Source organism: Dolichospermum flos-aquae CCAP 1403/13F (assembly GCF_012516395.1).
In the GTDB taxonomy this organism is placed as follows: Bacteria; Cyanobacteriota; Cyanobacteriia; order Cyanobacteriales; family Nostocaceae; genus Dolichospermum; species Dolichospermum lemmermannii.
In genome coordinates, this window is sequence record NZ_CP051206.1 from 1,219,661 (window position 1) to 1,244,019 (window position 24,359).

The following is a 24,359-nucleotide window of genomic DNA, read 5'->3' on the forward strand; positions in this document are numbered from 1 at the left end:
ATGCAGTCTTCAGGGTTTTGTCAAGTTAAAACTCAGACCTCAAAACTTAATTTTTGACTTTTGACTTTTGACTTTTGACTTCCGCAAGGCTTTCCTGGTGTCTATGGCGCGGTGGAACCACACTGATCCCTTCCCGAACTCAGAGGTGAAACGCCGCTGCGGCGACGATAGTTTGGGGGTAGCCCCACGTGAAAATAGCTCGATGCCAGGTTTATTATTTAACAACAATGCCCCTTCTATTCTTTTAGAGGGGGTTTTGTTTTGGTTATTAAGTACCTGAGTAAAATTGGCTATTCGGTACTTGTTATGCTAAATTATTTTTTTTAAATCCCAAGATCCTTGTTATATAAGGATTTTACATTAATTTATTGGTTATTTTGACAAATTTGGTATCAAAAACAATAAAATCCTTTATTTATATGGGTTGTGGGGTAAATAAACTCATATTTGGCATAACAGGTACGGAAGAACCGTAAAATTAATTGAAGATGAATAAGGTGTCAAGAAAAGGGATGTAACTAGTAGTCTGTCAAATTTATTTTAACGGGTTTTTGGTAGTGCGGGCATCTTGCCCGCGTGAGCGAGACGCTCACACTACAGTCCATCATTTTTATCTTGACAAACTACTAGTTACTGTTCCTTGATTTCGATTATTTGTCTAGTCACAAAAAGCAAAGATAAACTAATAGATAAAATAACCGCAAAGGGAGTGAGATAACTCCAGCGTCCGAACATTTTATCTAAAATATGCCAGGGAAGTATAAACAAACATAGATAGGTTAAATTGTGTATTTTTTTCCAATTTTTTTTAAGTTTTCTAACACTTTCGTCATTAGATGTTATGGCTAAAATAGTGAAAATGATAATTGATGATAAGCCTTGAAAGTATTGGAGGCAAGTATTGAAATCTAAGAAATTTAAAGATTTTTGCCAAATCAATAATCCAGCGTGATTCCAAGCAAAACAAAAAGCAGTAACACCTGTGTAACGTCGGTTTTTCATCAAGCTTTTCCAAATATATTGTTGCTTATAAAAATTCGGAAAAAGTGTTTTTATATATGTAGGAATAATAGTCAGCGAATAATATATTAAAGACAAAACACCGATAATATTTGCATAATCAATATATGGGATCAAAAAAAACACTGTAGCACTGAAAATGTAATTAATAAATACTAACGTGACAAAACCAAAAATGCCATTCATGTTTTTATGAGTTTTTATGAGATAGAGGCTGCATTTCCAGATTCTTTAGATCGGACAATACGGTTTCATTTTTCCACAATTAGTATCAGATAGCAATCTGTCTTAAATATACGTAACAAAATTTTTTAGTAAGCTGTTACGCATTTACTTTTTTTGCCCAAAAGCCTTACGGCAAGGACTCTAGGCTACGAAATATCAAATTTAGCTGCGTAACAGCTTATGGAATAAGTTTGTATAATTCCATCGGGCAGGATGCCCGCACCACAAGATTTAGCCCGGGTATTTATTCTGCATCTATCGTCAAAACTTGCTCATTTTCGCGTATATATGTGTAATTTGGGTTAATAAACAAAACCCAACAAAATCTTAGAAATGTTGGGTTTCACTTTGTTCTACCCAACCTACAATTATCTTTAACTGAAATCTATCGGTTTTAAGTCAATTTACTGATTTTAACAAAACAAAAAAAGGCAGATTATACAGAGTCTGCAATTTTTATTCAAGATTCCGATTGCAATATTATCGAACTGAGTCAATTTATGGAACAATGATTTTATTCTCCATGACAACAGTTACAATAGTTGCAGATTTGTATATGATTTTAGTGACCATATATTAGTTTTCAATAATACTAATATATATTTGTTGTTTGCTATTGTCCTCGTCCTGGTTTGCAGTCTGCGAAACCTAATGCTTCGCTATCTAGGAAACTAGCGATCGCCATTTCAATAATAGCTTCTACTGGATAGTCAATTTCAGCAGCACGAGCAATTAAAGCTACTCTGATTTTTTCTGGTAAGCGTTCTAAGATAATTTTAGCATCAGTAGCGGAAAGTTGCTCTAAAAGTTCTACTTGCATAATGTTACTGCTCACTTGGTATTTGAACGTTGTAAGGAGGTTCAGTAGCTCTGAGAATAATTGCTTCTAACTCCAATAATAGCCCAGGATTTTCCCAATGAGAAATTGGTTGTACTGCAATACGCACATCTTCGTCTCTATATTTATCTAGCCATGCCCATAAAAAAGCTTTGTGACCTCCACTGAAACGGCTACGCAGATTTTGTGCTTTACCAATGTAAAGTAATCCTTCAGTTTTGTGTCTAATAGCGTAAATGCCAGGACTTCGAGATATGTTATCAAACCTGCGGTTTAAGGGTTGACATTGCTCAAAGGGAGTAAAAGCTATTGCATCTAATATTACTTGAGCCTGAATTTTTAGATCAGATTCTTTTGCGGACATAAAAACAATTAGGGTAATTCCACAAGAATTATTCCACAGTTTAACGTTATAATAAGTAGTGGTACAAAATAAATTGCATATTTAGGAAAGGGAATATCAAAATTGATGGTCAGTAACCCAGCCCTAAAGGGACTGGGCTTGCAAGAGTAATCAAGCAAGCCGTACTGACCAGACCACCCTGAGTTTACTCTCATGGTAGCCGTTATTTGAGTCACGACACCCTGGAATGCGTAGCTAGTTCCCTGCTCTGTCGCTGGCAATTAAACAGTTTTAAGGTCACTGAAACAGTGTTGCCAGCCTAACAAGCTCTTATAACAGGTCGAAGCTAACATTACCCCGCAAGGGAGTTGGTTTCCAGGTTCCAATCAAAAATCTGGTTTCAATTTTAAGATTCACAGCGGTTAAAACCGCTCGTGCCGTTTCCCTCTGAGGGCTAAAGCCACTGAGTTTCCCACTTACCGGGTATTCTTATGATTTAATAAAAAATATAGGTCATGTTTATTTATATATTTTTAATCAATTACATAAGTCCTAATTTGACAGATAAAATTGTACTATATTTTTAACAAAAAATGCAAATTATACAGAGTCTTCACACTGCTATTCTAGTAACTGATTTAGAACGTTCGGAATATTTTTATAGCCAGGTATTAGGATTAAATAAAGTAGAACGTCCTTTAAAATATCCCGGTGTCTGGTATCAAATTGGTAATTATCAACTGCATCTGATTGTCGCACCTACTGTACCCACAGATAACCAACAGGAAAAATGGGGGCAAAATCCTCATATTGCTTTTTCTGTAGTTGATTTACAGGTTGCAAAGGATGAGTTAACCGCTAAAAATTATCCTTTTCAAGCTAGTGCTTCTGGTCGGGCGGCGATTTTTATTAAAGATCCAGATAGAAATATTATTGAACTTAGTCAACAATGAGATTATTCTCCATGACAAAAGTTAAAATGGATGGATTGTGAAAAGATAAATAGCAAATGTTTTGGGCTGATAAAATTGCTGCTGATGCAGTAGGCTACCAGGTAGTTAATGATTCTAAAACTCCATCAGGAAGAGTACACGTTGGATCTTTGCGGGGTGTGGTTATCCATGACGTGATTTACCGGGCTTTGAAACACGCAGGTAAGCCCGTCAAGTTCTTGTATGGTGTGGATGACTATGACGCACTGGATACAGTTCCAAAATACTTAGATCAGGAAAAATTTTCTCCTTATTTGGGTTTTCCTCTGTGTAATGTGCCTTCTCCTGGTGATGATGCTAGTGATTATGCTAAATATTTCATTGGTGAATTTTTTGAAGTTTTCGAGTATTTAGGAATTAAACCAGAAACTTATTTTCTTCGAGATTTATATCGTTCTGGAAAGCTTAATTCCTATATTGACACCTTCTTAAAAAATGCCCATTTGGTGAGAGAAGCATATAAAGAAGTAAGCAAGGCTGACCGTCCAAATAACTGGTATCCTTTTCAAGTTATTTGTGAAAATTGCGGTAAGATTGCCACAACTGTCACGACAGATTATAACGGTTCAGAAGTATTTTACACCTGCAAACCCGATGCAACTGACTATGTAAAAGGTTGTGGACATTCTGGTTGGGTTTCTCCTTTTAATGGTAATGGTAAATTACCTTGGAAAGTTGAATGGGTAGCGAAGTGGGATGTGTTAGGTGTAACTATCGAAATGGCTGGAAAGGATCACTCTCAAAAAGGTGGTTCTAGAGATGTTGCTAATGCTATTAGTCGCAAGGTTTTACAAAAGCAACCTCCTTTCCATTCTCCCTATGAATTTATTCTTGTGAATGGGACAAAAATGAGTTCTTCTAAGGGAGTTGGTTCAAGTGCTGAAGAAATTGCGGCTTTACTTCCACCGGAATTACTACGCTTTTTAATGTTGCGAACTCAGCCAAGAACTGTAATTAATTTTGCGCCAAATTATGAAACTACTACTCGTTTATTTAGAGATTACGATACTTTAATTAACAAGTATTCTAAATCTCCTGAATTGACTGAGGAATTAATGCCGTTATTTTACGCGCAGCTAGGGGATGAAATTAAAATTTTCCAACCTTTTGATTTTAGTACGTTGATTTCTTTGTTGCAAGTTCCGCGTTTAAATATTCAGGAAGAGGTTGTCCAACGTAGTCCACAGGCTTTAACTGAGTATGATCAGCAAATTATTAATCAAAGGATTGCTGCTGCACAATTGTGGTTACAAGATTATGCAGATGAAGAAGAAAAGTTAGTTCTCTATTTGGAACAAGTTCCCGACAAAGCTAATGATTTTAATGCGGAACAAGTTGCTTATTTGCAAAAATTGATGGAGAATTTGCAAAATATTCCTAATTGGGAAGCTGAGGAATTACAAACTATAATTTTCTCGACTACTAAGGAGTTAGGGATTCAACAACCAATTGCTTTTAAGGCTTTGTATCTATCTTTTTTAAATAAAGAAAAGGGTCCAAAAGCTGGTGGTTTGTTGTCTTATTTGGAGAAGTCTTTTGTGCTTTCGAGGTTACAAGATGTTGTGGCTTTGAATGCAGGTAAGGAAAAATTAGAAGTTTAAATTATTCTTGTTCCTTGTTCCCTGTCTCTGACAGGGAATACAGGTTATGAGGCTCTGCCTCATATTAATGTTAGCATAAGGCAGAGCCTTTTGATTGCATTCCCAGATAGAACCTGGGAACGAGGAAAACGAGGAAACGAGGAATAACCATTAAATCCCTCGACGAAATTCTTTGATTGCTTCTAAGGGGGAAGATAACAAAAGACAACGATTCAATAAAGATAAATCTAATTTTGGCAACAATTCACTATTATTAACTTTCTCATATTCTTCTTGTCGTAAACAGTAAATTTCCAGCGTTCCATCTTCCCAAAACCAAACTTCTGGAACTTGCATTAATTTGTATTTCTTCAGTTTGATAGGACTACCACTGGTAATAACAATTTCAATACATAAATCTGGTCTATTTTTATCATTTTCTAAACAATAGGATAAATCGGCTTGATACTCAACTATACCAGGCAGAATTTGCGAATAACTACCACTGGGGAAAAATTCAATTTCCTCTATTTCAAAGTGTTTGGTTAGTAGTGCAGCCATTAAACTACTAATTGCTTCATGTGGTTTACTGATAGTCACAATTTCTAAAACTCTTTCACAATAAAATAAACGCACTCCTGGGACATTTTCAAATGCTTTTTGAATTGCTTGGAACTTTTCCCAAGTTACTCCACGACGGTAGAATCGTTGTTCTTCTTCTCCTAAATTAAGAGAATTTTCTAAAGTTTGAGTCATGATATCTCTCACTTTCCTTAGTTATTAGGTTGATGTTGTTAACTATTACAAGAAGTACATTTTTAAGGTGCGTCAGATGTCAAAATCTATTTATGGCTGGCTAAGTTATCGAGTCTGACGCACCCTACGATATTTTGGTTTTGGTAATTTCACCGTTTAGCTAATTCAGGAGTTTTTCCTTTTAAGCCAATCATTAATTTCAGGGCGAATATTTTAACCATGGGAACTCTTTGCATAATCCATAAACCTAAACGGCGAATTATGACTATTGGTAAGAAGTTGTTGGAAAAAACTCGATCTAATAAATCGGTGAAACCTAATATTGCGAGATTTTCTTTTTTTCTCCAACTTTCATATTGCTTGAGAATGGAAATATTGCCAATATCTTGACGATGTTTATGTGCTGTTTGGATAATTTCAGCTAATGCGGCTGCGTCACGAATCCCCAAATTTAAACCTTGTCCACCGACGGGATGACAATTATGGGCGGCATCACCAATTAATGCTAATCTAGGGAGAACATAGCGATCGCTCTGCATTAACTGTACCTGAAAAATAAATCTGTCTCCCAATAATTCCAATTTCCCCATTTGCTGACCATAGCGTTTAGTTAGTTCCGCTAAAAATTCCTGATCATTCAACGCACACAAAGCTTTTGCTTCTTCATGGGGTGCAGTCCAAACAATGCGACAACGGTTTCCCGGTAAAGGTAAAATGGCAAAGGGACCACTAGACCAAAACTTTTCGTAAGCGGTGTTATTGTGAGATTTTTCTGGTTTCACAAAGGCCACAATACATGATTGCCAATATTTCCAACCTTTAGTTTTAATTCCCGCAGCTTGACGAATGGGAGATTTTGAACCATCAGCAGCGACTAACAATTTACTGCGAATTATCCGATTTTCGTCGGCAATTTTGATATTAATAGTAACTATATCTCTTTCATTTTGCGTACTTAATACTTCCGCTGGACACAAGATAGTTACATTTGGACAACTTTGCACAAATTCCTGTAACGGTTCTAACAGTGCATAATGTTCCGCTACAAAACCTAACTCTGGTGTCCCTAAATCAGCAGTTTGGAAATTGACTACATCGGGATAATCAGCATCAGAGAGACGAACTTGGTTATATTTGGCAACATTAGGGAGAATTTTATCCCATAAACCAATTCCTTGGAAAATTTGTGCGGACAGCATATGTACAGCATAAGCCTGTCCTTTAGCCACTGCGGCTGATGCCACTCTAGCTTCAATAAGGAGGATATTTAAACCAGAGTCTTTCAAAGCAGCGGCTAAGGTTAAACCGACAATTCCACCACCGACTATAACCAAATCATAATCATATCCCCAGTAGGTTTCTGTGGGGGTGTGGGGAGAGGAAAGAGTGGGGGTAAGCTGGGAGAGGGACATTGTGAAGATAAATTACATAGTTTTAATTATTATTGTGACGCATAATCTGGCATTAATTCCCGCATAGCTTGGATTTCACTGCTGGTTATTTGCATAGCTGATTGATATTTCTGACTGGGTGGTGTCAAAATTAACTACATTATGGAAAGGCTTTAGTCATTAAAAAAAGATAAAATACCCCAAATACATACAAAAAGTTTGTACTTTTATAAAGTATAGTTAAGAAAAAGATCAATAAATCTAGGATCAATAGGCTTATTTCTTCACCTATTGCGCCTAGATCCGGTTAAAGTTTCTTTCTAAACTAAAAAGTACCATTTTCCTGTGCCAACAACTAAGTTAGCATTCAGAATCAAAGCGACGATGTACAATTCCCAGTTGAAGAGGCAAATAAAGGCGTGGGTCAGTATCAATCTGATGAATTAAAGCAGTATAATCCAGAAGCGTTGCCCTGGGCAAGCGCGGCTACCAGTCGTCACTTTCGCTACCGTCCCTGGTTAGTATGGGGGCGACTACTGAGAATAATCTGGTCTTTTGCCGGATTTATATTCAGTCTCAAGTGGGACGACTGGCAAGACGAGGTAGAGGAAAATCAAGGGAAACGCGCTACCCAGTTGCGAACCCTACTTACCGATCTGGGTCCGACATTTATTAAAGTTGGTCAAGCCCTCTCGACTCGTCCCGACTTAATCCGCAAGGATTTCTTAGCAGAACTAATCAAGTTACAAGACCAGTTACCACCTTTTGATAATGATCTGGCATATCAGATTATTGAAACAGAATTAAATCGCTCAATTAGCGAAATCTTTCGGGAACTTTCCCCTCAACCCGTAGCAGCGGCTAGTTTGGGTCAAGTCTACCGGGGTCGCTTACTCAGTGGTGAAGAAGTGGCAGTCAAGGTACAACGCCCCAATTTACGCCCATTACTGACAAAAGACCTGTATCTCATGCGTTGGGTTGCCAGTTGGCTTGCTCCCTGGCTACCGCTGAATCTCGGTCATGATTTAACTTTGATTGTGGACGAGTTTGGTACAAAGTTATTTGAGGAAATTGATTACATCAATGAAGGTCACAATGCGGAAAAGTTTGCCCATAATTTCCGTAATGACCCCCAGGTAAAAATTCCCAGTATTTACTGGAATTATACCAGCACTCATGTTTTAACCCTAGAATGGATTAATGGCTTTAAACTCACAGATACTCAGAATATTCAATCTGTAGGTTTAGACCCAGAAGCCATCATTCAAATAGGTGTAACTACTGGTTTACAACAACTATTAGAGCATGGTTTTTTCCATGCCGATCCTCATCCTGGGAATTTGTTCGCTATGGCCGATGGTCGCATGGCTTACATTGATTTTGGTATGATGGATCAATTAGAGGAAACCACTAAGGAGAATTTAGTTGATGCTTTAGTGCATTTGGTAAATAAGGATTACGCTGATTTAGCGGCAGATTTTGTCAAATTGGGCTTTTTGGCAGCGAATACTAATATTGCCCCTATTGTGCCGGCATTAGAAGCGGTATTAGGAAATGCTATTGGTAAAAATGTCCAAGATTTCAACTTCAAAACCATTACCGATGAGTTTTCGGAATTGATGTATGAATATCCTTTCCGTGTACCGGCAAAGTTTGCTTTAATTATTCGTTCTTTGGTGACACAAGAAGGAATTGCGCTGAGTCTAAACCCCAATTTCAAAATTGTGGAAGTTGGTTATCCCTATATCGCCCGACGATTATTAACTGGGGAATCTCCCGCATTAAGGCGACGGCTATTGAATGTGTTGTTTAAAGATGGTAAATTTCAGTGGCAAAGGTTAGAAAATCTGATTACTATTGCTCGCACTGATAGCAATTTCGATGTTTTACCAACAGCGAAGATGGGTTTGGAATTCATCCTTTCCGAAGAGGGTAAATTTCTCCGTCGTCAGTTGGTTTTAGCTATCACTGAAGATGACCGTTTGCACACAGAAGAAGTCCAAAGTTTGTGGGATTTAGTCAAGGACGATTTACCCCCAAATCGTTTACTAAATGTCGCCATTAGCCTGTTAACAGAGTTCTCTAGAGAAGGTGTAGCAGCTATTTTAGCTAAATAATCTGTTACCAAATAAAAATGAATTTTAATAACAACCAGGAGTTTTAATGTACTATTACCCTCTGCAACCACCCTACTTTTTACTATTAGTTGGTTTTCTCACGGCTTTCACTTCTGGGTTAGCTTTATCTGGAACATTGAAGGTAATTGTCCAGCAATGGCCACGGGATAAATCTCCTAAAGAAAAGACTAATACCCGTTCTTTTTATAAACAATTATTAGTACCATTTATTGGTATTACTGGTGGTTCTTGCTTATTTCTTTGTTCTGGTTTTGAGATATTTGGGTTTCCTTTAGGAATGGCTTTAAGTATCGGTTTACCTATGAGTCTGCTAACTTGTTTCTTTATTTGGCGGCAGTTGGGAGGTTTGCTAGATTATGTTAAAAGCGAAGGAATGCAGTCTTTGGATTTAGATTCTTGGTCTTAGTAAGATTATCTTGTCTGAATCAGGATGTCCATGATTCAAAGATTAACAGGATGGAAAAATACATTGTCTGAATCAGGATGTCCATGATTCAAGGATTAACAGGATAAAGAAATTAAATTCATTGTCTGAATCAGGATTTCCAGGATTAAAGGATTTACAGGATGAAGAAAATAGGTATCTTATTACCAATCACCAATTACCAATCACCAATTACCAATCACCAATTACCAACTAGATAACTAGCAACTTACTATTACTGATGATAGTTTTTGAGGAGAAAAAGCTAATGCAGATAATCCGTTTACCGGTACTTTCAGATAATTATATATTTTTACTGCATGATCCAGTGCGGAATATTGCGGCTGTTGTTGATCCTGCGGAAGCACAACCAGTTTTAGAGGAATTGACGAAACTCAAGGCTGATTTAGTAGCAATTTTTAATACTCATCATCATGGCGATCATGTGGCTGGAAATACGGGGTTGATGAAGGAATTTCCCGATGTGAAAGTTTATGGAGGTGCGGAAGATCGGGGGAGAATTCCGGGACAACAGGTGTTTTTGCAGGAAGGCGATCGCATCCAATTTAGCGATCGCACTGCTAATATATTCTTTGTACCTGGACATACTCGCGCTCACATTGCCTACTATTTCCCCCCAGCAAGTCCAGGAGAGCCTGGAGAATTGTTTTGTGGTGATACATTGTTTGCGGGAGGTTGTGGTCGTTTATTTGAAGGTACACCGGGGCAAATGGTAGATTCTTTAACTAAACTCCGGGCTTTACCTGATCATACTCGCGTCTGGTGCGCCCATGAATACACTTTAAGCAATTTGCGTTTTGCGGTGACTGTGGATGCTGAAAATGCAGATTTACAAAAACGCTACCAAGATGTTAAAGCTCAACGGGATGGGAATGAAGCGACAGTTCCATCAATACTAGGAGTGGAAAAACTCACAAATCCTTTTTTACGTTGGGAAGAACCATCTCTACAAGCAACAGCGAAAAGTAAAGAAGGAGTCCAAACCTTTGCTCGAATTCGAGGGATGAAGGATAATTTTTAGTCAGTTGTCAGTTGTCAGTGGTTAAGAATTTTCTGGTTATCTTCTTTGTCTGTCCCTTCTCAACTCCTTTTTTCATATTTCTGACATTTGGTATTGCGATCGCTCCCCAAACTTCGCTAGAATCTTGAGGCTGTGGGTATGTTCAAAGTCGCTGAGGATCAAGCTACAATTTTGTGAGCCACTCTGATGACACCCAAATAACTAAGATTTTACCAAGAAAAGCGAAAAACAATGGCGAAACGTGTGCAATTAGTTTTAACAAAAGATGTTACCAAGCTGGGAAAACTCGGTGATTTGGTAGAAGTAGCTCCCGGTTATGCTCGTAACTACCTCATCCCCCAGAGTTTAGCCGCTCGCGCTACACCCGGTCTGCTCAAACAAGTGGAACGCCGACGCGAGAAAGAATATCAAAGACAATTAGAACTCAAACAACAAGCAACTGAGCAAAAAACAGCTTTAGAAAATATTGCTGGTTTAAAAATTGCCAAGCAAGTTGGTGAAAATGAAGCTATTTTCGGAACTGTTACTACTCAAGATGTTGCAGATGCAATTCAAGCAGTAGCTAGTCTAGAAATAGATCGTCGCGGGATTACTATTCCCGATATTAGCCAATTGGGTACTTACAAAGCTGAAATTAAACTCCATTCTGAAGTAACAGCAGTAATTAACATTGAAGTCGTCTCTAACTAACGGTGACTTAATTAATCACCACAGATGATATATCTGTGGTTATCAATATTTTCCTATCGGTTTTGGATGATTAGGTAAAAATCCAAAATCGCTAAAATTTAAAATTCTATGGCTGAAGAACTAAGTTTTCAAGGTGATGGTAGTAATCGCGTCCCACCTCAAAACATCGAAGCAGAAGAAGCGATTCTAGGAGGTATTCTCCTAGATCCAGAGGCAATTGGTCGAGTGAGCGATCGCCTAGTTCCGGAAGCATTTTATATTAGCGCCCATACAACCATCTATCAAGCCGCCCTGCGTCTGCATACCCAGCAAAAACCCACAGACTTACTTTCTATAACTAGTTGGTTGACAGACAATGATCAATTAACACAAATTGGTGGCAGAAATAAATTAGCAACATTAGTAGACCGGACAGTTTCTGCCGTCAATATTGATGCCTTAGCAGGGTTAGTCATGGAAAAATACCTGCGTCGGCAATTAATTAAAGCTGGGAATGAAATTGTTCATCTTGGTTTTGAAACAGAAACAGAATTACCAATTGTTCTGGATAATGCCGAACAAAAAGTTTTTAACGTCACCCAACAAAAAACCCAATCAGGATTAGTTCATATTGGTGACACTTTAATTAATACTTTTCAAGATATTGAAACTCGTCATCAAGGCATTGCTTTACCGGGGATACCTTGTGGTTTTTATGATTTAGATGCCATGACTAGCGGTTTTCAGCGTTCTGATTTAATTATCGTTGCTGGGAGGCCGTCAATGGGAAAATGCCTCAGCCATGATTCAGAAATCGTCTTAGCAGATGGACAAATTGCGACAATTGAAGAACTATATCAGCAACGTCAAGGTTCATTATTAACCTTAAATGATGATTGGAAATTTACCTTTACCCAACCATCTGCATTTGTAGATGATGGAATTAAACCAGTTTTCCGCGTCACAACTCGATTAGGTCGGGTAATTGAAACCACAATCACTCACCCATTTTTAACTATTAAAGGCTGGCAAAGATTAGAAAATTTGCAAGTTGGAAATAAGATTGCCATCCCTCGTAAAATAGATGTGTTTGGGACAGAAACTATCCGCGAGTGTGAAGTCAAATTATTAGGTTATTTAATTGGTGATGGTGGTTTAACTAATAGCACTCCTAGATTTACAAACAGCAACCCATTATTGCAAACAGATTTTTCTGAAGCAGTAACTGAATTTGGTGGTTTATCAGTACGATGGGAAGATTCCCAAGGACAACGGACACCTTCATTATGTGTTCGTGGAGATTTAGAATTGATTGCCACTCAAAGACAGCTTTTCGCGGAAAGGCTCAAAATTGCTATTAGTTCTCGTTCATTAACTGCTAAAAAATTGAGCAATGAACTAGGAGTAATGCCATCTTTACTTTGTATGTGGCAAAAAGGAGAATGTGTACCAAATTATGACACTTTTGAGTTATTATGTAAAACTCTGGAAATTAAGTCAGAAGAATTTGCACCTCATGGATTCGCTAGTATCAGTAAATCGAGTAAAAATGCTTTGACAGTTTGGTTAGAAAAATTAGGTTTATGGGGCAAAGATGCTCATACTAAAACTGTCCCAAATATTGTATTTAAATTAGAAAAATCACAATTATCCTTATTCCTAAATCGTCTCTTTGCCACTGACGGCTGGGCTACCCTACTCAATAGTGGTCAATCACAATTAGGTTATGGTACAGTCAGCGAAAAACTAGCAAGACAAATTCAACATCTGTTATTAAGATTTGGTATTATTGCTGCTTTGAAAAAAAGGTCTGTAAAATATAATAATACCCGCAGACCAGCATGGCAATTAGATATTACTGATGCCATATCTATCAAAAACTTCATTGCAGAAATTGGCATTTTTGGCAAAGAAGCAGCATTAGCAAAAGTTACAGAAGCAATATCTCAAAAAAGATATCAAACCAATCGTGACTTGATACCTGTAGAAATTTGGGAACAGATAGCAGTAGCTAAAGGTAGCGAAACTTGGAGTAGTTTAGCTCAAGGGGCTGGGATTAAAAGCTATACAAATATTCATGTCGGTAAACGGGCATTAAAAAGGGAAAGATTATGGATTTTAGCCACGGCTTTAGACAATTTACCACTTCAGCAATTAGCAAATAGTGATGTATATTGGGATGAAATTATTTCTATTGAATCAGTTGGTAACAAACAAGTTTATGATTTAACAATTCCCGAAACACACAACTTTATTGCTAATGATATTTGTGTTCACAATACCGCCTTTTGTCTTAACCTCGCTCATAATATTGCTGCTGGTTATAAACTACCGGTGGCTGTTTTTAGTTTAGAAATGTCCAAAGAACAGCTAGTACAAAGACTATTAGCTAGTGAAGCCGGAATTGAAAGCAGTTATTTAAGAAGTGGCCGGATTAGTCAAACCCAATGGGAACCTTTAAGCCGTGCCATTGATAAACTCTCAGACACGCCAATTTTTATTGATGATACGTCAAATATTACAGTCACACAAATGCGAAGTCAAGCGCGACGACTGCAAGCCGAACAAAATGGAAATTTAGGATTAATAGTCATTGATTACTTGCAATTAATGGAAGGTGCAGGTGATAATCGTGTGCAAGAATTATCAAGAATTACCCGTTCTTTAAAAGGTTTAGCAAGAGAATTATCTGTACCCATAATTGCTTTATCACAGTTAAGTCGTGGAGTAGAAGCAAGAACTAATAAACGCCCAATGTTATCTGATTTGAGAGAATCGGGTTGTTTAGCAGGAGATACTTTAGTAACATTAGCTGATAGTGGAATACAAATACCAATTAAAGAATTAGTAGGTAAATTTGGTTTTGCAGTTTGGGCATTAAATGAAAAAACAATGCAATTAGAAAAAGCTATTGTTAGTAACGCCTTTTCTACAGGTATCAAACCTGTATTTACATTAACAACTCGATTAGGTCGAAAAATTCGTGCTACTGGTAATCATAAATTTTTAACTATTAATGGTTGGAAAAGATTAGATGAATTAGATTTGAATCAACAATTAATTGCCCTTGCCAACAGTGATGTATACTGGGATGAAATTGTTTCAATTATACCTGATGGAGAAGAAGAAGTATTTGATTTAACAGTTGATAAATTACATAATTTTATTGCTAATAATATTATTGTTCATAACTCAATTGAACAAGATGCGGATATAGTAATGATGTTATACCGCGATGAATATTATTCACCAGATACTCCAGAGAGGGGAGTTACAGAAGTAATCATAGCTAAACATCGGAACGGACCAACAGGAACAATTAAACTATTATTTGATCCACAATTTACAAAGTTTAAAAATCTCGCTAAACCAAATAATAATTGGTAATATGTTAAAAAAAAATTATGTCAGTTTGATATTACTATTTATTTCTATTAATATTGGTAGTATTCAAAAAATAGCTAAGGCACAAACACCAGTTCCAGAAGTTACGAATATAAAATCAATTTGTCCTGCTCAATTATCATCTGCTATTAATACTATTATCAATCATCCTCAATTTAGTCGAGTCCGTTGGGGGATTTTAATTAAAACATTATCATCAGAAAAAATTCTTTATAGTCAAGATTCTCAAAAATATTTTATTTCTGCTTCTAATATGAAGCTATTTACTACCGCAGCAGCATTACAAAAATTGGGGGCATATTTTCGGATTCGTACCTCTATTTATGATGAAGGTAATGGTGTTTTGCGTGTAGTGGGAAGGGGAGATCCTAGTTTCAAAAATGCTCAATTAACAATATTATCAAAACAACTATATCAACAGGGAATTCGGCAAATTAATCAGTTAATTGCTGATGATAGTTATTTTCAAGGTGAAGTAGTTAATTCCAGTTGGGAATGGGAAGATATTCAAGCTGATTATGGCGCACCAATTAATAGTTTTATTCTCAATGAAAATGCTACTGTATTAACTTTTTTACCACAAACTATTGGAGAACCATTAAAATTAAAATGGACAGAACCAACAGAAGCATATCGGTGGAAAATCGAAAATAATTCCGTCACTACTGAAGCCGATAAACCCAGTTTTGTAGAAGTAAATCGTGACTTAAAAGGACAAATTCTGCGAATCAAAGGACAATTGGCTATAAATTCCCAGCCAGAGATTACAGGTTTAGCCGTATTTGATCCAGTTGCTAATTTTATCAGACAATTTCGCCAAAATTTAGCTAAAGAGGGAATTACAGTTAAAGAAACTCTGAGTAGTAATCTGAGTAAAAATGACAAAGAAATAGCCGCAGTAGAATCTCCACCTTTATCGGAATTATTACTAGAGACAAATGTGAATAGTAATAATTTATATGCTGAGGCTTTACTCAGAAGTTTAGCTATTAAGAAACCAGAAGAAAAAAATCAAAATACGGCTGATGTCGGATTACAAGTTGTCAGAGAAACTTTAACTCAATTAGGAGTTGCACCAGCAGGTTATGTCATTGTAGATGGTTCTGGTTTATCTCGGAAAAATTTAACGACTCCAGCAGCGTTGGTACAACTTTTACAAGGAATTGATAAATCACCTCAAGCAGCAGTTTTTCGGGCTTCTTTACCTATTTCTGGTGTCAAAGGTAGTCTAAAAAATCGGTTTCTTAATACTGCGGCTGCGGGAATGGTGCAAGCAAAAACAGGTTCAATGACAGGAATTTCCACTCTATCTGGATATATGAACGCACCCAATTATGAACCCTTGGTTTTTAGTATTATGGTAAATCAATCTGAACAACCGGGGAAAGTCATGAGAACAGCAATAGATGAAATTGTGATTTTATTGGCGCAGTTAAAACGATGTTAAACCTTCAATCAAGTTATTACAAAATCAAGCGATGCTACCCCGTTTTCTTGCTTCTTTGGAGGAAATGCCGACATTTTTTATCCCAGCTTTAATCATTTGTCGTTCTAAAAGGGCAAAGAACCGAGTTCTATCACCACCTCTGACTACAGCCTGATTATGGGCTTCCGCAATAGCCACAGGATAACCATACCCCTTATGTACCTGTGCCAACATTAATCCCAGTGCTTGATCAAACATGATGGAATTTTCTGCCACCCAAGCGGGAACTTCAATCCGGGCAATTTCTGTCCCGACATGGACGTAACAAAAATAAATAATTTGCTCGTCATACAATTCTAAAATTCGGGCATTACTTCGCCATAATGGTCCGCGTTGTCCAGGTTGAAGTTGGCTTGTCCATAAGGTTGTGTCTCGCAATGTATCAAATTTTTTACAAGGTACGTATTCTAGTTGATTGGGACAATGGGTAATACAATCGGGGACAGGATGAGGACAAGCTAAAAAGCGTAAAAAGTTGGTGGCTTCGGTGCTACGAGAGGCACTAAGATAACCCATGAGGGGGATTTGGGCTTGTTGGAGTTTTTGCCAAGCTTCTAAAACCGGAGGTAAAATCATATCCCTGGCATCCATCGGTAACTGATCTAAAAACCAGTATATTAACGAACCATCTATCATTGCTAAGACTGGGGCTTCTGTCCTGGTACTACAAGCCAGTTCCGCTAATACTGTAGCCTCAGAGGCTGTGCGCCGATAACCCATCCATTCATCTGTTCTAATGCCCCACTGACGCGAGATATATAAATCTTCAGGGCGATAAAATACCTCCGGTAAACTATCGAGAATCGGGTGAATATCTTGACCATAGTGTAAAACAACTCTGCCGATATTCAGTAAGTAACAATACGCAATTTCGTGATGATTGGGGGCAATTTGCGAACCATCTGTAGAAATAACAGTATGAACTTTGGGGGGAACAGGAATAGTAATGCAGGTTTCGAGAGGTTCAATGGGTGTAGCATTCGCAAAAATAATCCGATTTCGCCATTCTTCTTGACGTTTAACTAACTCTTCTTGACACTCAAACGCCTTTTTTAAATATTCTTGTGCTAATTCCAACCGCTGATGACTTGCAGCCACTTCTGAATTTAAATGTTGACTGAAACCTTGCATTTGTCTCGATATTTTTGTTAAATCAAGCATATTAGTTGAGTCTATTTGTGTTGATGTAAGTAAATGCCATATAATTAATAACTGTATGCTAATAATTGGAAAAATAGCGTCATGAAAAAATGGAAATTAACAATTACAACTCTCATATTAGGAACTATATTATATAGTCCAAAGGTGAGCGCTAAGAATTTGGCAAATATTTCCGATTTTAGAATAAAATCAGCACTGTTAGCACAATCTGATCTGAAAGAGGCTATAGTATATTTTCATCAGGGAATTAACCGTCATACATTTGGAGACATAAAAGGGGCTATTGAAGAATATAATAAGGCTTTACGGTTACATCCTAATTTTCCTGAAGTTTACTATAAACGAGGAATATCTCGCTATAAGTTGGGAGATTTAAAAGGGGCGATTGCAGATTATAACAAAGCAATCAGTCTTAATGCTAACTATCCTGGTATCTACAATCATCGAGGATTTACTCGTCATGATTTGGGAGATTTAAAAGGTGCTATTGCAGATTTCAATCAAGCATTACTTCTTAATCCTAATTTTCCTGAAGCTTACCAAAATCGAGGTATTACTCGCAATGCTTTGGGTGATAAACAGGGAGCAATTACTGATTTGACAACAGCAGCTAACTTATTTAAAGAACAAAAAAGAATTTCTAATTATCAAGAGGTAATTGATTTAATTCAAAAGATTAAGATCCCCGACTTCTTAAAGAAGTCGGGGATCTAGGTTTACTCGATTTACAACCAGGTGGAAAAATCGTGAGCAAAATGGGAAAGTGATATTAGCTGAATACGTGGATCATTTTTGCCAGCTTCCCTTTCCGGTTGAGTGTTATAACCCCAATCTGCTAAGAAAAGTTTGACATGATCTAAGTCTGATTGTTGTTTAACTAACTGTAAAGTTTTCAGTCTATCTTCAACAAACCATAAACTTACATTTTGGATATTTGCTTTCTTGATTAATTCACGCAAAGTTTCATATTTTGGGCGTTTTACTTCCTTCCCAAAAATATTTTCTGGTGGTAAATTAACTCCTTCTTGTTGTAATAATTCCTTGACAAATCGCCCTTCTTTGGTAGTGACAATATATAACTGTATTTCACTTTTAAGAGTTATTTTGAGTCTTTCTATCACACCTGGATAGAATCTATGGAGACTTAACCAACCATTTAAATCTGTCTGAATCCATTCATCTCGTAAATGATCCAATTTTGTCGAAACTGCTTTTGCTTCTAGGTTATCTGCTGCTAAGATTTGGGGAGTGATGTTTGTCCATGATTGGAGAATTTGATCATCAGAAAAACCCTCAATTAAGGCTTTGATTAAAACGGGCATTTCCCAACCTGTTTCAATTACAGGACGTAAACGATAAAATCTTAAAGCTAAATCATCCGGTGGTGTGTCGTTAACCGGCGACCAAATTTGACAGTAGGTACGCCATGCTACCTCAAAATATTCAATTAGTCCATCGCAAACCACTCCATCAAAGTCTAAAGCCAAAATCATGGGACTATTTGCTGTCATTGTTTTGAGGGTAAAAACTGCTTTTGTTAGCTTACCGCACCTTGATAGTAGGATATGTAGCGATTAACCTCTGAAATAGGGAATAAAAAATAAAGTTTTTTTAAGGTTTTTTCGGTATTTTTATGGAAATAGGGGAAAATATTGATGTATTAATAGTATCAATTGACTCAAACCGAGTCAGACCATCAGATATTAAGGTGTAAATAGGAGCATCAAAACCATGCAAATCAAGCTGATTTCTGAAAATAAACTGACAGAGGAGCAGGAAGAACAGGTTTTTACCCTGCCGGTAGCTATCGGACGAGATATAACTCAACTTCCTGCCGTCCTCAATGGTGAAACGGTGACTCCTGTAGTTTTATTAGACTCTCATAAGCAAATTTCTCGGTTTCATGCTCAAATTACCTTAGACAACAATGAGCTTTATGTAGAAGACAAGAGCGCCAATGGGACTCAAGTTAACAGTGAAAAGCTACTTAATCAACGTCGGACTTTAAACAGTGGGGATAGACTGGGAATAGGTAATCATACCATTACCGTTATTCTCATTCGATCTGAGGATGAGAATGCTACCGTTGTATTGGAAAATAATTCCACAATTTTTAACCCCCAATCTGAGATTATTCCCGTATCTAGGGTGCGGAAGTCACCAGATTCTGGATCATCAATCATTTTTAACCCTTATACGGATGCCTTAGAACAGCAAACTCCCGACGCTGTACCTAGTCAACCTGCGGGTTTTCCCTATAATCTCAACTTTTGGAATGCAGAAAAGGTTTCCCCGGAAGCTATTCGTCGCAGTGGTATTTTAGTCAGAGAAACAGAATATGTGGCCTGCGGGGGAGGTATGGGCAGTTTTGTTTGGGTGGATATGTTGAGAATTGCGGGAGTTAAACCGGAAAATATTAAAGTTTTGAGTGTTCAAGACAAACCTTATAAACGCTATGAAAGCTTACTAAAAAATTGTCAAATTCCCCGACATAAACGAATTCGTTCGGGTTCAGATTCCTGTCCTGATAATATTTGGGGGTGGCCAGGATATGCTTTAAGAGATGCTTGGAGAGCCTTCTTTTCTGGACAAGTTGGTGCAGCTTTAGGATTTTTGTGGCAAGTTTTTGCTGAACCTGTTTATGCAGATACCTACACCCCTCGTGGCAAAGATGTATTTGAGTCCATGGACCGGGAGAGCGATCGCATTAGTTGGGGTAAAATGTTAGAATATGGCAGTATTCGCAGTCTACGACAAACAGAAGATGGGCGTTATTGTATTGCCTATTCCACTTCCAATCAAGAAGACGGAAATCACCAATTTTTATTAGCTAAATATGTCCATCTCTGCACAGGTTATCCAGCAATTAAATTACTAGAAGACCTAGAACAATATCGTCAAGAATATCCCGAAGAAACAGGAAATAAGAGAACTGTAGTTCAAGGTTATGAACCCCATGATCATATTTACCACCAATTAGAAAAAAAGGGTGGTACTATTGTTGTTCGGGGGTCAGGAATTGTCGCCTCACAAATATTAGAAAGGCTGTATGAAGCCCGAAAAATGCAAGGTAATATTCAGGTAATTCATTTAAACCGAGAACCGCGCAAAGGTAATCAATTTGAGCAAGCTAAACGCTACGTAGAAAATGATTGGGAATTTCAACCTTTCAACTGGCCAAAAGGAACTTGGGGCGGTGATATGCGGACAATGTTAGAAGCCGCTGACCCGTTAAGACGACGGGAATTATTACAGGGTTGGGGGGGAACAACCACAGCCAGTCGCAAAAAATGGCGCGACATTGTTCGTCAAGGAATAGCCCAGAAATGGTATGAAATTCGTTATGGTGTAGTCACCAAACTAGAACGTAATTCCCAAGGTCAAGTTATTACTCATGTAGTCACTAACAAAGGTCAAAAAACCCTAACTGCTGATTTTGTTATTGACTGTACAGGATTGATTTCCAATCCTTTAGAAAGTCCATTTTTAAAAGACCTAATACTGCATTACGATTTAGAACTAAACCCACAAGGACGTTTTCATGTAGAAAACAACTTTGAAATCAAAAAACTGCGAAATAATCGTTCTCGCATATATGGGGCAGGAATTATCACATTAGGCGGTCCCTACGCCCCCGTAGACACATTTTTAGGACTACAATATGCTGCCCATCGTTCTATGGAAGCATTGGCGGCTGCAAAGGCTCCAGGAGTCCGCTATATTCAGGGAATTTATTCTCTTTGGCAATGGCTAAAATGGGCGCTGAATCAAAAGCCTTAATTTACAAATATTATAGGATAATAAAATCATCATGACTCCAACTTTATTCGGACGCTGGCAAACACGAATTTTTTTGTTAGCAACGGTGGGAATGTTAGTTTCTCTGCTTTTTTATGGGGGATATTTAGGCATTGCCTCCAACTTAGTTTACTTTTGGGTTGTGTTTTATGTAGGTTTATTTGGCATTGCCTGGGATATCCTATACGACTTTCTGCAAAAATATCTCTGGGACCATGACTGGCCTGGAGTATTTCAACTTTATGCAGGGGTTATAGAAGGGGTATTTCTGGCTTTAATAATTGCCAATATCGGTTTACCGCATATTCCTAAAAGTGAATTTGATTTCATCAGATTTATTCAACATTATGGTTTAGTTTGGTTAGCAGTTTATTTATCTGCTTGGGTAGTCATGCGGTTATTATTTCCCCGGTGGCGTTTTCGCGGTGGAGAATGGATTGGTAAATGGCCGAGAATTTCTTAGGGATTTATTCTTGCCACTTTTCCATAATTCCATTTAACATCTGTTCAAAAAATTCCCTCTTGAGGAAACTGGAATTTACCCCCCTTAGAGGTTGTTTGAAAAGTATTATATTAAACCAGTAATCTCCAAAAACCTAACCCCCCTACCCCCCTTCCCTGCAAGGGAATGGGGGTTTTAAAGCCTCTCCCCTTGCAGGGGAGAGGTTTGGAGAGGGGTCAGTCTATACATTCAAAACTTTTCAAACACCCTCTTAGTCCCCCCTTGTGAAGAAACCGGAATTTACCCCCCTTAGTCCCCCCTTGTAAAGGGGGGAAACCGGAAAAATTAGTTCCCTCCCCTTTGCAAGGGGAGGGTTAGGGTGGGGTAAGAACCTGATATTGTCCTAAAACAAATAAACATTTTTATGAATCACCAGAACTTTCTCGCTTTCGTCACTTCCTCAATATTCATGGTGGGATTAAGTTTAGGTTGTCGTTCTCATGCAACTACTACAACCCTTATTCCCAGCCTTCAAACCGCTGCCAATGGTAACTTTGATTCAAATGCTATTCAAGGGCAAAATACCCCGGTTAATACCCCTTTAAAGCTGGCTGGTAATGTGTTTAATGTCCAAGACTCTTTTGTTTTAAAAGGTTTTGATGCTGTTGCTTATTTTCAACAAGGAAAAGCGATTCCAGGTAATGATAATTTCACCTATAAATGGCAGAATGTAAATTGGCGATTTTCTACAGCCGAAAACCGCGACTTATTTATTAAAAATCCTGAAAAATACGCTCCTCAATATGGAGGATTTTGTGCTTGGGCTGTCAGTAGAGGATATACTGCACCTATTGACCCTAATGCCTGGAAAATAGTGGCTGGTAAGCTGTACTTAAATGTTAATTTGGACACTCAAAAACGCTGGGAAAAGGATATTCCTGGAAATATTCAAAAAGCTGATCAAAATTGGCCTGGTATAGCTAAGAAAATTCGCCGTTAATGAGCATTAGTCCTACTTTAGATCCCCGACTTCTTTAAGAAGTCGGGGATCTGGTAGGCTAACAGGTAATGAAATCCCCAAAGCCTAATAAATTGGTTGTTTACTTCTTGATAAGAAATACTTATAATCTTGTGTAACGCTTATGGGTTATAGTCTAGAGAAGAGAAAAGAGTAATCACTCCCCACCATTCGATCAGCCGGCAGGTGTCCCGATAGTGCATTTGTACTAAAGGTGTAACTATTGTAACTGAGCCAATCACCATTTTTCCTCCAACCAACGCGATCGCCTAACTTTGTAAAAGTATTCCAGTCATATTCTCCATCTAATTTACCACCCAACTCCAGCCAAATTTGCTTTTGTACAGAAAAGCCAAACTTACCATTGCTATATTTTACCCATAATTGATCCATTTTCCGCAATTCCTGTCTGGGAAAATTTTTCACATCTTCAAGTCTTAACCATCCTTCTTGTTCTCGTTTAGTTAACTTTAGCATCAAGTTCCAAGTTTCTAAATCTGCATTTCGCCATTTTCCTGCTTTTAACAATGTTTCTAAATTTTGAAATATTGCAGGTGTAGGTTCATTTGTAGGACTAGGATTATTACGAGGGGTATTAGCTTGAGTATTATTTTGAGTATTATTTTGAATATTACTAATTAAATTGGGGAATTTTTCCGTCGGGATACCCTGAACTCCATCTCTTGCTAACGCTGATTCGCTTATACCAAATTCAGCTTTACCATAAATACCAATTACTTCCCCCTGATCGTTTAATATTGGTCCCCCACTCATCCCTGGTCTTGGACTCCCACTTAAAAATAAATCATATCCCAGATTTTCTTCCCTTCCTCTAGATGTGATTTGGGCTGTAATGAAGAAGTATTTTCGCTGTGGATTATTAGAAATAGAAGGAATAGGAAATCCAGAATTATGTACCGTTTCTCCCTCTTTAACTGTGCGAGAATCGGCAATTTTAGCAAGGGGATAATTTTGAGAACTGGTAAATCTGACTAAAGCTAAATCTAATTTTCCCACAGTTTGAGCGCTTTCCATCGGGTATTTTTGCCCGTCATGGGTGATAATCTCATAAACACCATATCCCGCTTTTTTCACCACATGATTGGCTGTTAGCACAGTGTAGGTATTACCATTTTTAGCGATAATCACTCCTGAACCTTTTCCATCTAATCCACCAATCATGACGGTGATTGGTTTAGCGATATCATTAACTTGTGCAGGAGTTAATGCAGATACGGGTTGGTATTGTACTAAAGCTAGGGTTGTTGTTCCTAGAATTACTCCTAATCCCTGGGAAAATTTCATAGTCTTTTGTCTTTTATAATACTATTTTTTATATAATATTTTTTATAATACCCTTTTTTTGGTGCTTCACGCAAAGATGTAAGACAGCCAGGGAATAAATTCCCTGTCTCAAAGCTCAAGTCGGTTAAAACCGACTGGGGAATTGATTGGGGTGCGCTTAATATTGATTTAGGTAGGGTATGTTAGCGATAGCGTTATGGATTTCATCCTAACGCACCTTACAATACTGATAAGTTATTCAAATCATTCTTCAGCAAAAAAAGAATAAGTACCCTATATTACCCTATATTCTCAATAATCTTGAGAATTTTCTCAATAAGCTAACG

Annotated in this window: 20 protein-coding genes and 1 rRNA gene; 13 read left to right on the forward strand and 8 right to left on the reverse strand. The window is 37.6% G+C overall.

All coding sequences use genetic code 11. The features are described 5' to 3' along the window. Positions 1–93 precede the first annotated feature (93 nt). Positions 94–211: ribosomal RNA gene (gene rrf / locus HGD76_RS06105) — 5S ribosomal RNA — on the forward strand. A gap of 419 nt (positions 212–630) precedes the next feature. Here rrf and HGD76_RS06110 read toward each other — a convergent pair. From HGD76_RS06110 to HGD76_RS06120, 3 genes are all read right to left on the reverse strand, one after another. Continuing rightward, a complete protein-coding gene (locus HGD76_RS06110; RefSeq protein ID WP_233467073.1) occupies positions 631–1,206 on the reverse strand; it encodes a ferric reductase-like transmembrane domain-containing protein in 576 nt (191 codons plus the stop codon). Between the two features lie 652 nt (positions 1,207–1,858). Next, the gene (locus HGD76_RS06115) at positions 1,859–2,065 is read right to left on the reverse strand and encodes a hypothetical protein (RefSeq protein ID WP_015079117.1); all 207 of its coding nucleotides are present in this window, start codon (positions 2,063–2,065) and stop codon (positions 1,859–1,861) included. 4 nt (positions 2,066–2,069) lie between these two features. Continuing rightward, positions 2,070–2,447 (reverse strand): GIY-YIG nuclease family protein, encoded by a 378-nt coding sequence (locus HGD76_RS06120; protein ID WP_148762964.1) that lies wholly within the window; start codon positions 2,445–2,447, stop codon positions 2,070–2,072. Positions 2,448–3,019: 572 nt separating this feature from the next. On the opposite strand from HGD76_RS06120, the gene HGD76_RS06125 reads away from it, so the two are divergent. After that, positions 3,020–3,379 (forward strand): VOC family protein, encoded by a 360-nt coding sequence (locus HGD76_RS06125; protein WP_168695258.1) that lies wholly within the window; start codon positions 3,020–3,022, stop codon positions 3,377–3,379. 56 nt (positions 3,380–3,435) lie between these two features. Then, positions 3,436–5,019, forward strand: coding sequence for a lysine--tRNA ligase (gene lysS, locus HGD76_RS06130; protein WP_168695259.1), 1,584 nt, complete (start codon positions 3,436–3,438; stop codon positions 5,017–5,019). Between the two features lie 150 nt (positions 5,020–5,169). On the opposite strand, the gene HGD76_RS06135 is transcribed toward lysS, so the two are convergent. Then, positions 5,170–5,754 (reverse strand): Uma2 family endonuclease, encoded by a 585-nt coding sequence (locus HGD76_RS06135; RefSeq protein WP_168695260.1) that lies wholly within the window; start codon positions 5,752–5,754, stop codon positions 5,170–5,172. 149 nt (positions 5,755–5,903) lie between these two features. Then, positions 5,904–7,166 carry an FAD-dependent hydroxylase gene (locus HGD76_RS06140; RefSeq protein ID WP_015079121.1) on the reverse strand — a complete coding sequence of 421 codons (1,263 nt, stop codon included), beginning with the start codon at positions 7,164–7,166 and terminating at the stop codon, positions 5,904–5,906. 398 nt (positions 7,167–7,564) lie between these two features. Between HGD76_RS06140 and HGD76_RS06145 the strand changes: the two genes are divergently transcribed. The 6 genes from HGD76_RS06145 to dacB all read left to right on the forward strand — a co-directional run bounded on the left by HGD76_RS06145 (position 7,565) and on the right by dacB (position 16,270). Beyond that, positions 7,565–9,262, forward strand: a complete 1,698-nt coding sequence (locus HGD76_RS06145) for an ABC1 kinase family protein (RefSeq protein WP_015079122.1) — start codon at positions 7,565–7,567, stop codon at positions 9,260–9,262. Positions 9,263–9,308: 46 nt separating this feature from the next. Beyond that, entirely contained in the window at positions 9,309–9,689 is a 381-nt protein-coding gene (locus tag HGD76_RS06150; protein WP_168634396.1) for a hypothetical protein, read from the forward strand. Between the two features lie 286 nt (positions 9,690–9,975). After that, positions 9,976–10,749, forward strand: coding sequence for a hydroxyacylglutathione hydrolase (gloB, locus tag HGD76_RS06155; RefSeq protein ID WP_168695261.1), 774 nt, complete (start codon positions 9,976–9,978; stop codon positions 10,747–10,749). A 231-nt stretch (positions 10,750–10,980) separates the two neighbouring features. Further along, positions 10,981–11,439, forward strand: coding sequence for a 50S ribosomal protein L9 (gene rplI / locus HGD76_RS06160; RefSeq protein WP_015079125.1), 459 nt, complete (start codon positions 10,981–10,983; stop codon positions 11,437–11,439). 108 nt (positions 11,440–11,547) lie between these two features. Further along, positions 11,548–14,805: a replicative DNA helicase gene (gene dnaB / locus HGD76_RS06165; protein ID WP_168695262.1), complete on the forward strand. Its 3,258-nt coding sequence runs from the start codon at positions 11,548–11,550 to the stop codon at positions 14,803–14,805. 1 nt (position 14,806) lies between these two features. Further along, a complete protein-coding gene (dacB, locus tag HGD76_RS06170; RefSeq protein ID WP_168695263.1) occupies positions 14,807–16,270 on the forward strand; it encodes a D-alanyl-D-alanine carboxypeptidase/D-alanyl-D-alanine endopeptidase in 1,464 nt (487 codons plus the stop codon). A gap of 24 nt (positions 16,271–16,294) precedes the next feature. On the opposite strand, the gene HGD76_RS06175 is transcribed toward dacB, so the two are convergent. Then, positions 16,295–17,470, reverse strand: a complete 1,176-nt coding sequence (locus tag HGD76_RS06175) for a DNA double-strand break repair nuclease NurA (protein ID WP_168695264.1) — start codon at positions 17,468–17,470, stop codon at positions 16,295–16,297. An 81-nt stretch (positions 17,471–17,551) separates the two neighbouring features. Here HGD76_RS06175 and HGD76_RS06180 point away from each other — a divergent pair, with 81 nt between their 5' ends. Beyond that, entirely contained in the window at positions 17,552–18,184 is a 633-nt protein-coding gene (locus HGD76_RS06180) for a tetratricopeptide repeat protein (RefSeq protein ID WP_015079129.1), read from the forward strand. A gap of 11 nt (positions 18,185–18,195) precedes the next feature. Here HGD76_RS06180 and HGD76_RS06185 read toward each other — a convergent pair whose 3' ends face one another. Further along, positions 18,196–18,981, reverse strand: coding sequence for an HAD family hydrolase (locus tag HGD76_RS06185; RefSeq protein ID WP_168695265.1), 786 nt, complete (start codon positions 18,979–18,981; stop codon positions 18,196–18,198). A 220-nt stretch (positions 18,982–19,201) separates the two neighbouring features. Here HGD76_RS06185 and HGD76_RS06190 point away from each other — a divergent pair, with 220 nt between their 5' ends. The 3 genes from HGD76_RS06190 to HGD76_RS06200 all read left to right on the forward strand — a co-directional run bounded on the left by HGD76_RS06190 (position 19,202) and on the right by HGD76_RS06200 (position 22,710). Further along, entirely contained in the window at positions 19,202–21,250 is a 2,049-nt protein-coding gene (locus HGD76_RS06190; protein ID WP_168695266.1) for an FHA domain-containing protein, read from the forward strand. 31 nt (positions 21,251–21,281) lie between these two features. After that, positions 21,282–21,731, forward strand: coding sequence for a hypothetical protein (locus HGD76_RS06195; protein ID WP_168695267.1), 450 nt, complete (start codon positions 21,282–21,284; stop codon positions 21,729–21,731). Between the two features lie 403 nt (positions 21,732–22,134). After that, the gene (locus HGD76_RS06200) at positions 22,135–22,710 is read left to right on the forward strand and encodes a YHS domain-containing (seleno)protein (protein ID WP_168695268.1); all 576 of its coding nucleotides are present in this window, start codon (positions 22,135–22,137) and stop codon (positions 22,708–22,710) included. A gap of 147 nt (positions 22,711–22,857) precedes the next feature. Here HGD76_RS06200 and HGD76_RS24820 read toward each other — a convergent pair whose 3' ends face one another. Beyond that, the gene (locus tag HGD76_RS24820) at positions 22,858–24,033 is read right to left on the reverse strand and encodes a GUN4 domain-containing protein (protein ID WP_210967733.1); all 1,176 of its coding nucleotides are present in this window, start codon (positions 24,031–24,033) and stop codon (positions 22,858–22,860) included. Positions 24,034–24,359: the final 326 nt, after the last annotated feature.

Bases quoted from the DNA above. Each gene is read 5' to 3' on its own strand.
- HGD76_RS06110 (WP_233467073.1), bottom strand. From the start codon at position 1,206: ATGAATGGCATTTTTGGTTTTGTCACGTTAGTATTTATTAATTACATT.
- HGD76_RS06115 (WP_015079117.1), bottom strand. From the start codon at position 2,065: ATGCAAGTAGAACTTTTAGAGCAACTTTCCGCTACTGATGCTAAAATT.
- HGD76_RS06120 (WP_148762964.1), bottom strand. From the start codon at position 2,447: ATGTCCGCAAAAGAATCTGATCTAAAAATTCAGGCTCAAGTAATATTA.
- HGD76_RS06125 (WP_168695258.1), top strand. From the start codon at position 3,020: ATGCAAATTATACAGAGTCTTCACACTGCTATTCTAGTAACTGATTTA.
- lysS (WP_168695259.1), top strand. From the start codon at position 3,436: ATGTTTTGGGCTGATAAAATTGCTGCTGATGCAGTAGGCTACCAGGTA.
- HGD76_RS06135 (WP_168695260.1), bottom strand. From the start codon at position 5,754: ATGACTCAAACTTTAGAAAATTCTCTTAATTTAGGAGAAGAAGAACAA.
- HGD76_RS06140 (WP_015079121.1), bottom strand. From the start codon at position 7,166: ATGTCCCTCTCCCAGCTTACCCCCACTCTTTCCTCTCCCCACACCCCC.
- HGD76_RS06150 (WP_168634396.1), top strand. From the start codon at position 9,309: ATGTACTATTACCCTCTGCAACCACCCTACTTTTTACTATTAGTTGGT.
- gloB (WP_168695261.1), top strand. From the start codon at position 9,976: ATGCAGATAATCCGTTTACCGGTACTTTCAGATAATTATATATTTTTA.
- rplI (WP_015079125.1), top strand. From the start codon at position 10,981: ATGGCGAAACGTGTGCAATTAGTTTTAACAAAAGATGTTACCAAGCTG.
- dnaB (WP_168695262.1), top strand. From the start codon at position 11,548: ATGGCTGAAGAACTAAGTTTTCAAGGTGATGGTAGTAATCGCGTCCCA.
- dacB (WP_168695263.1), top strand. From the start codon at position 14,807: ATGTTAAAAAAAAATTATGTCAGTTTGATATTACTATTTATTTCTATT.
- HGD76_RS06175 (WP_168695264.1), bottom strand. From the start codon at position 17,470: ATGCTTGATTTAACAAAAATATCGAGACAAATGCAAGGTTTCAGTCAA.
- HGD76_RS06180 (WP_015079129.1), top strand. From the start codon at position 17,552: ATGAAAAAATGGAAATTAACAATTACAACTCTCATATTAGGAACTATA.
- HGD76_RS06185 (WP_168695265.1), bottom strand. From the start codon at position 18,981: ATGACAGCAAATAGTCCCATGATTTTGGCTTTAGACTTTGATGGAGTG.
- HGD76_RS06190 (WP_168695266.1), top strand. From the start codon at position 19,202: ATGCAAATCAAGCTGATTTCTGAAAATAAACTGACAGAGGAGCAGGAA.
- HGD76_RS06195 (WP_168695267.1), top strand. From the start codon at position 21,282: ATGACTCCAACTTTATTCGGACGCTGGCAAACACGAATTTTTTTGTTA.
- HGD76_RS06200 (WP_168695268.1), top strand. From the start codon at position 22,135: ATGAATCACCAGAACTTTCTCGCTTTCGTCACTTCCTCAATATTCATG.
- HGD76_RS24820 (WP_210967733.1), bottom strand. From the start codon at position 24,033: ATGAAATTTTCCCAGGGATTAGGAGTAATTCTAGGAACAACAACCCTA.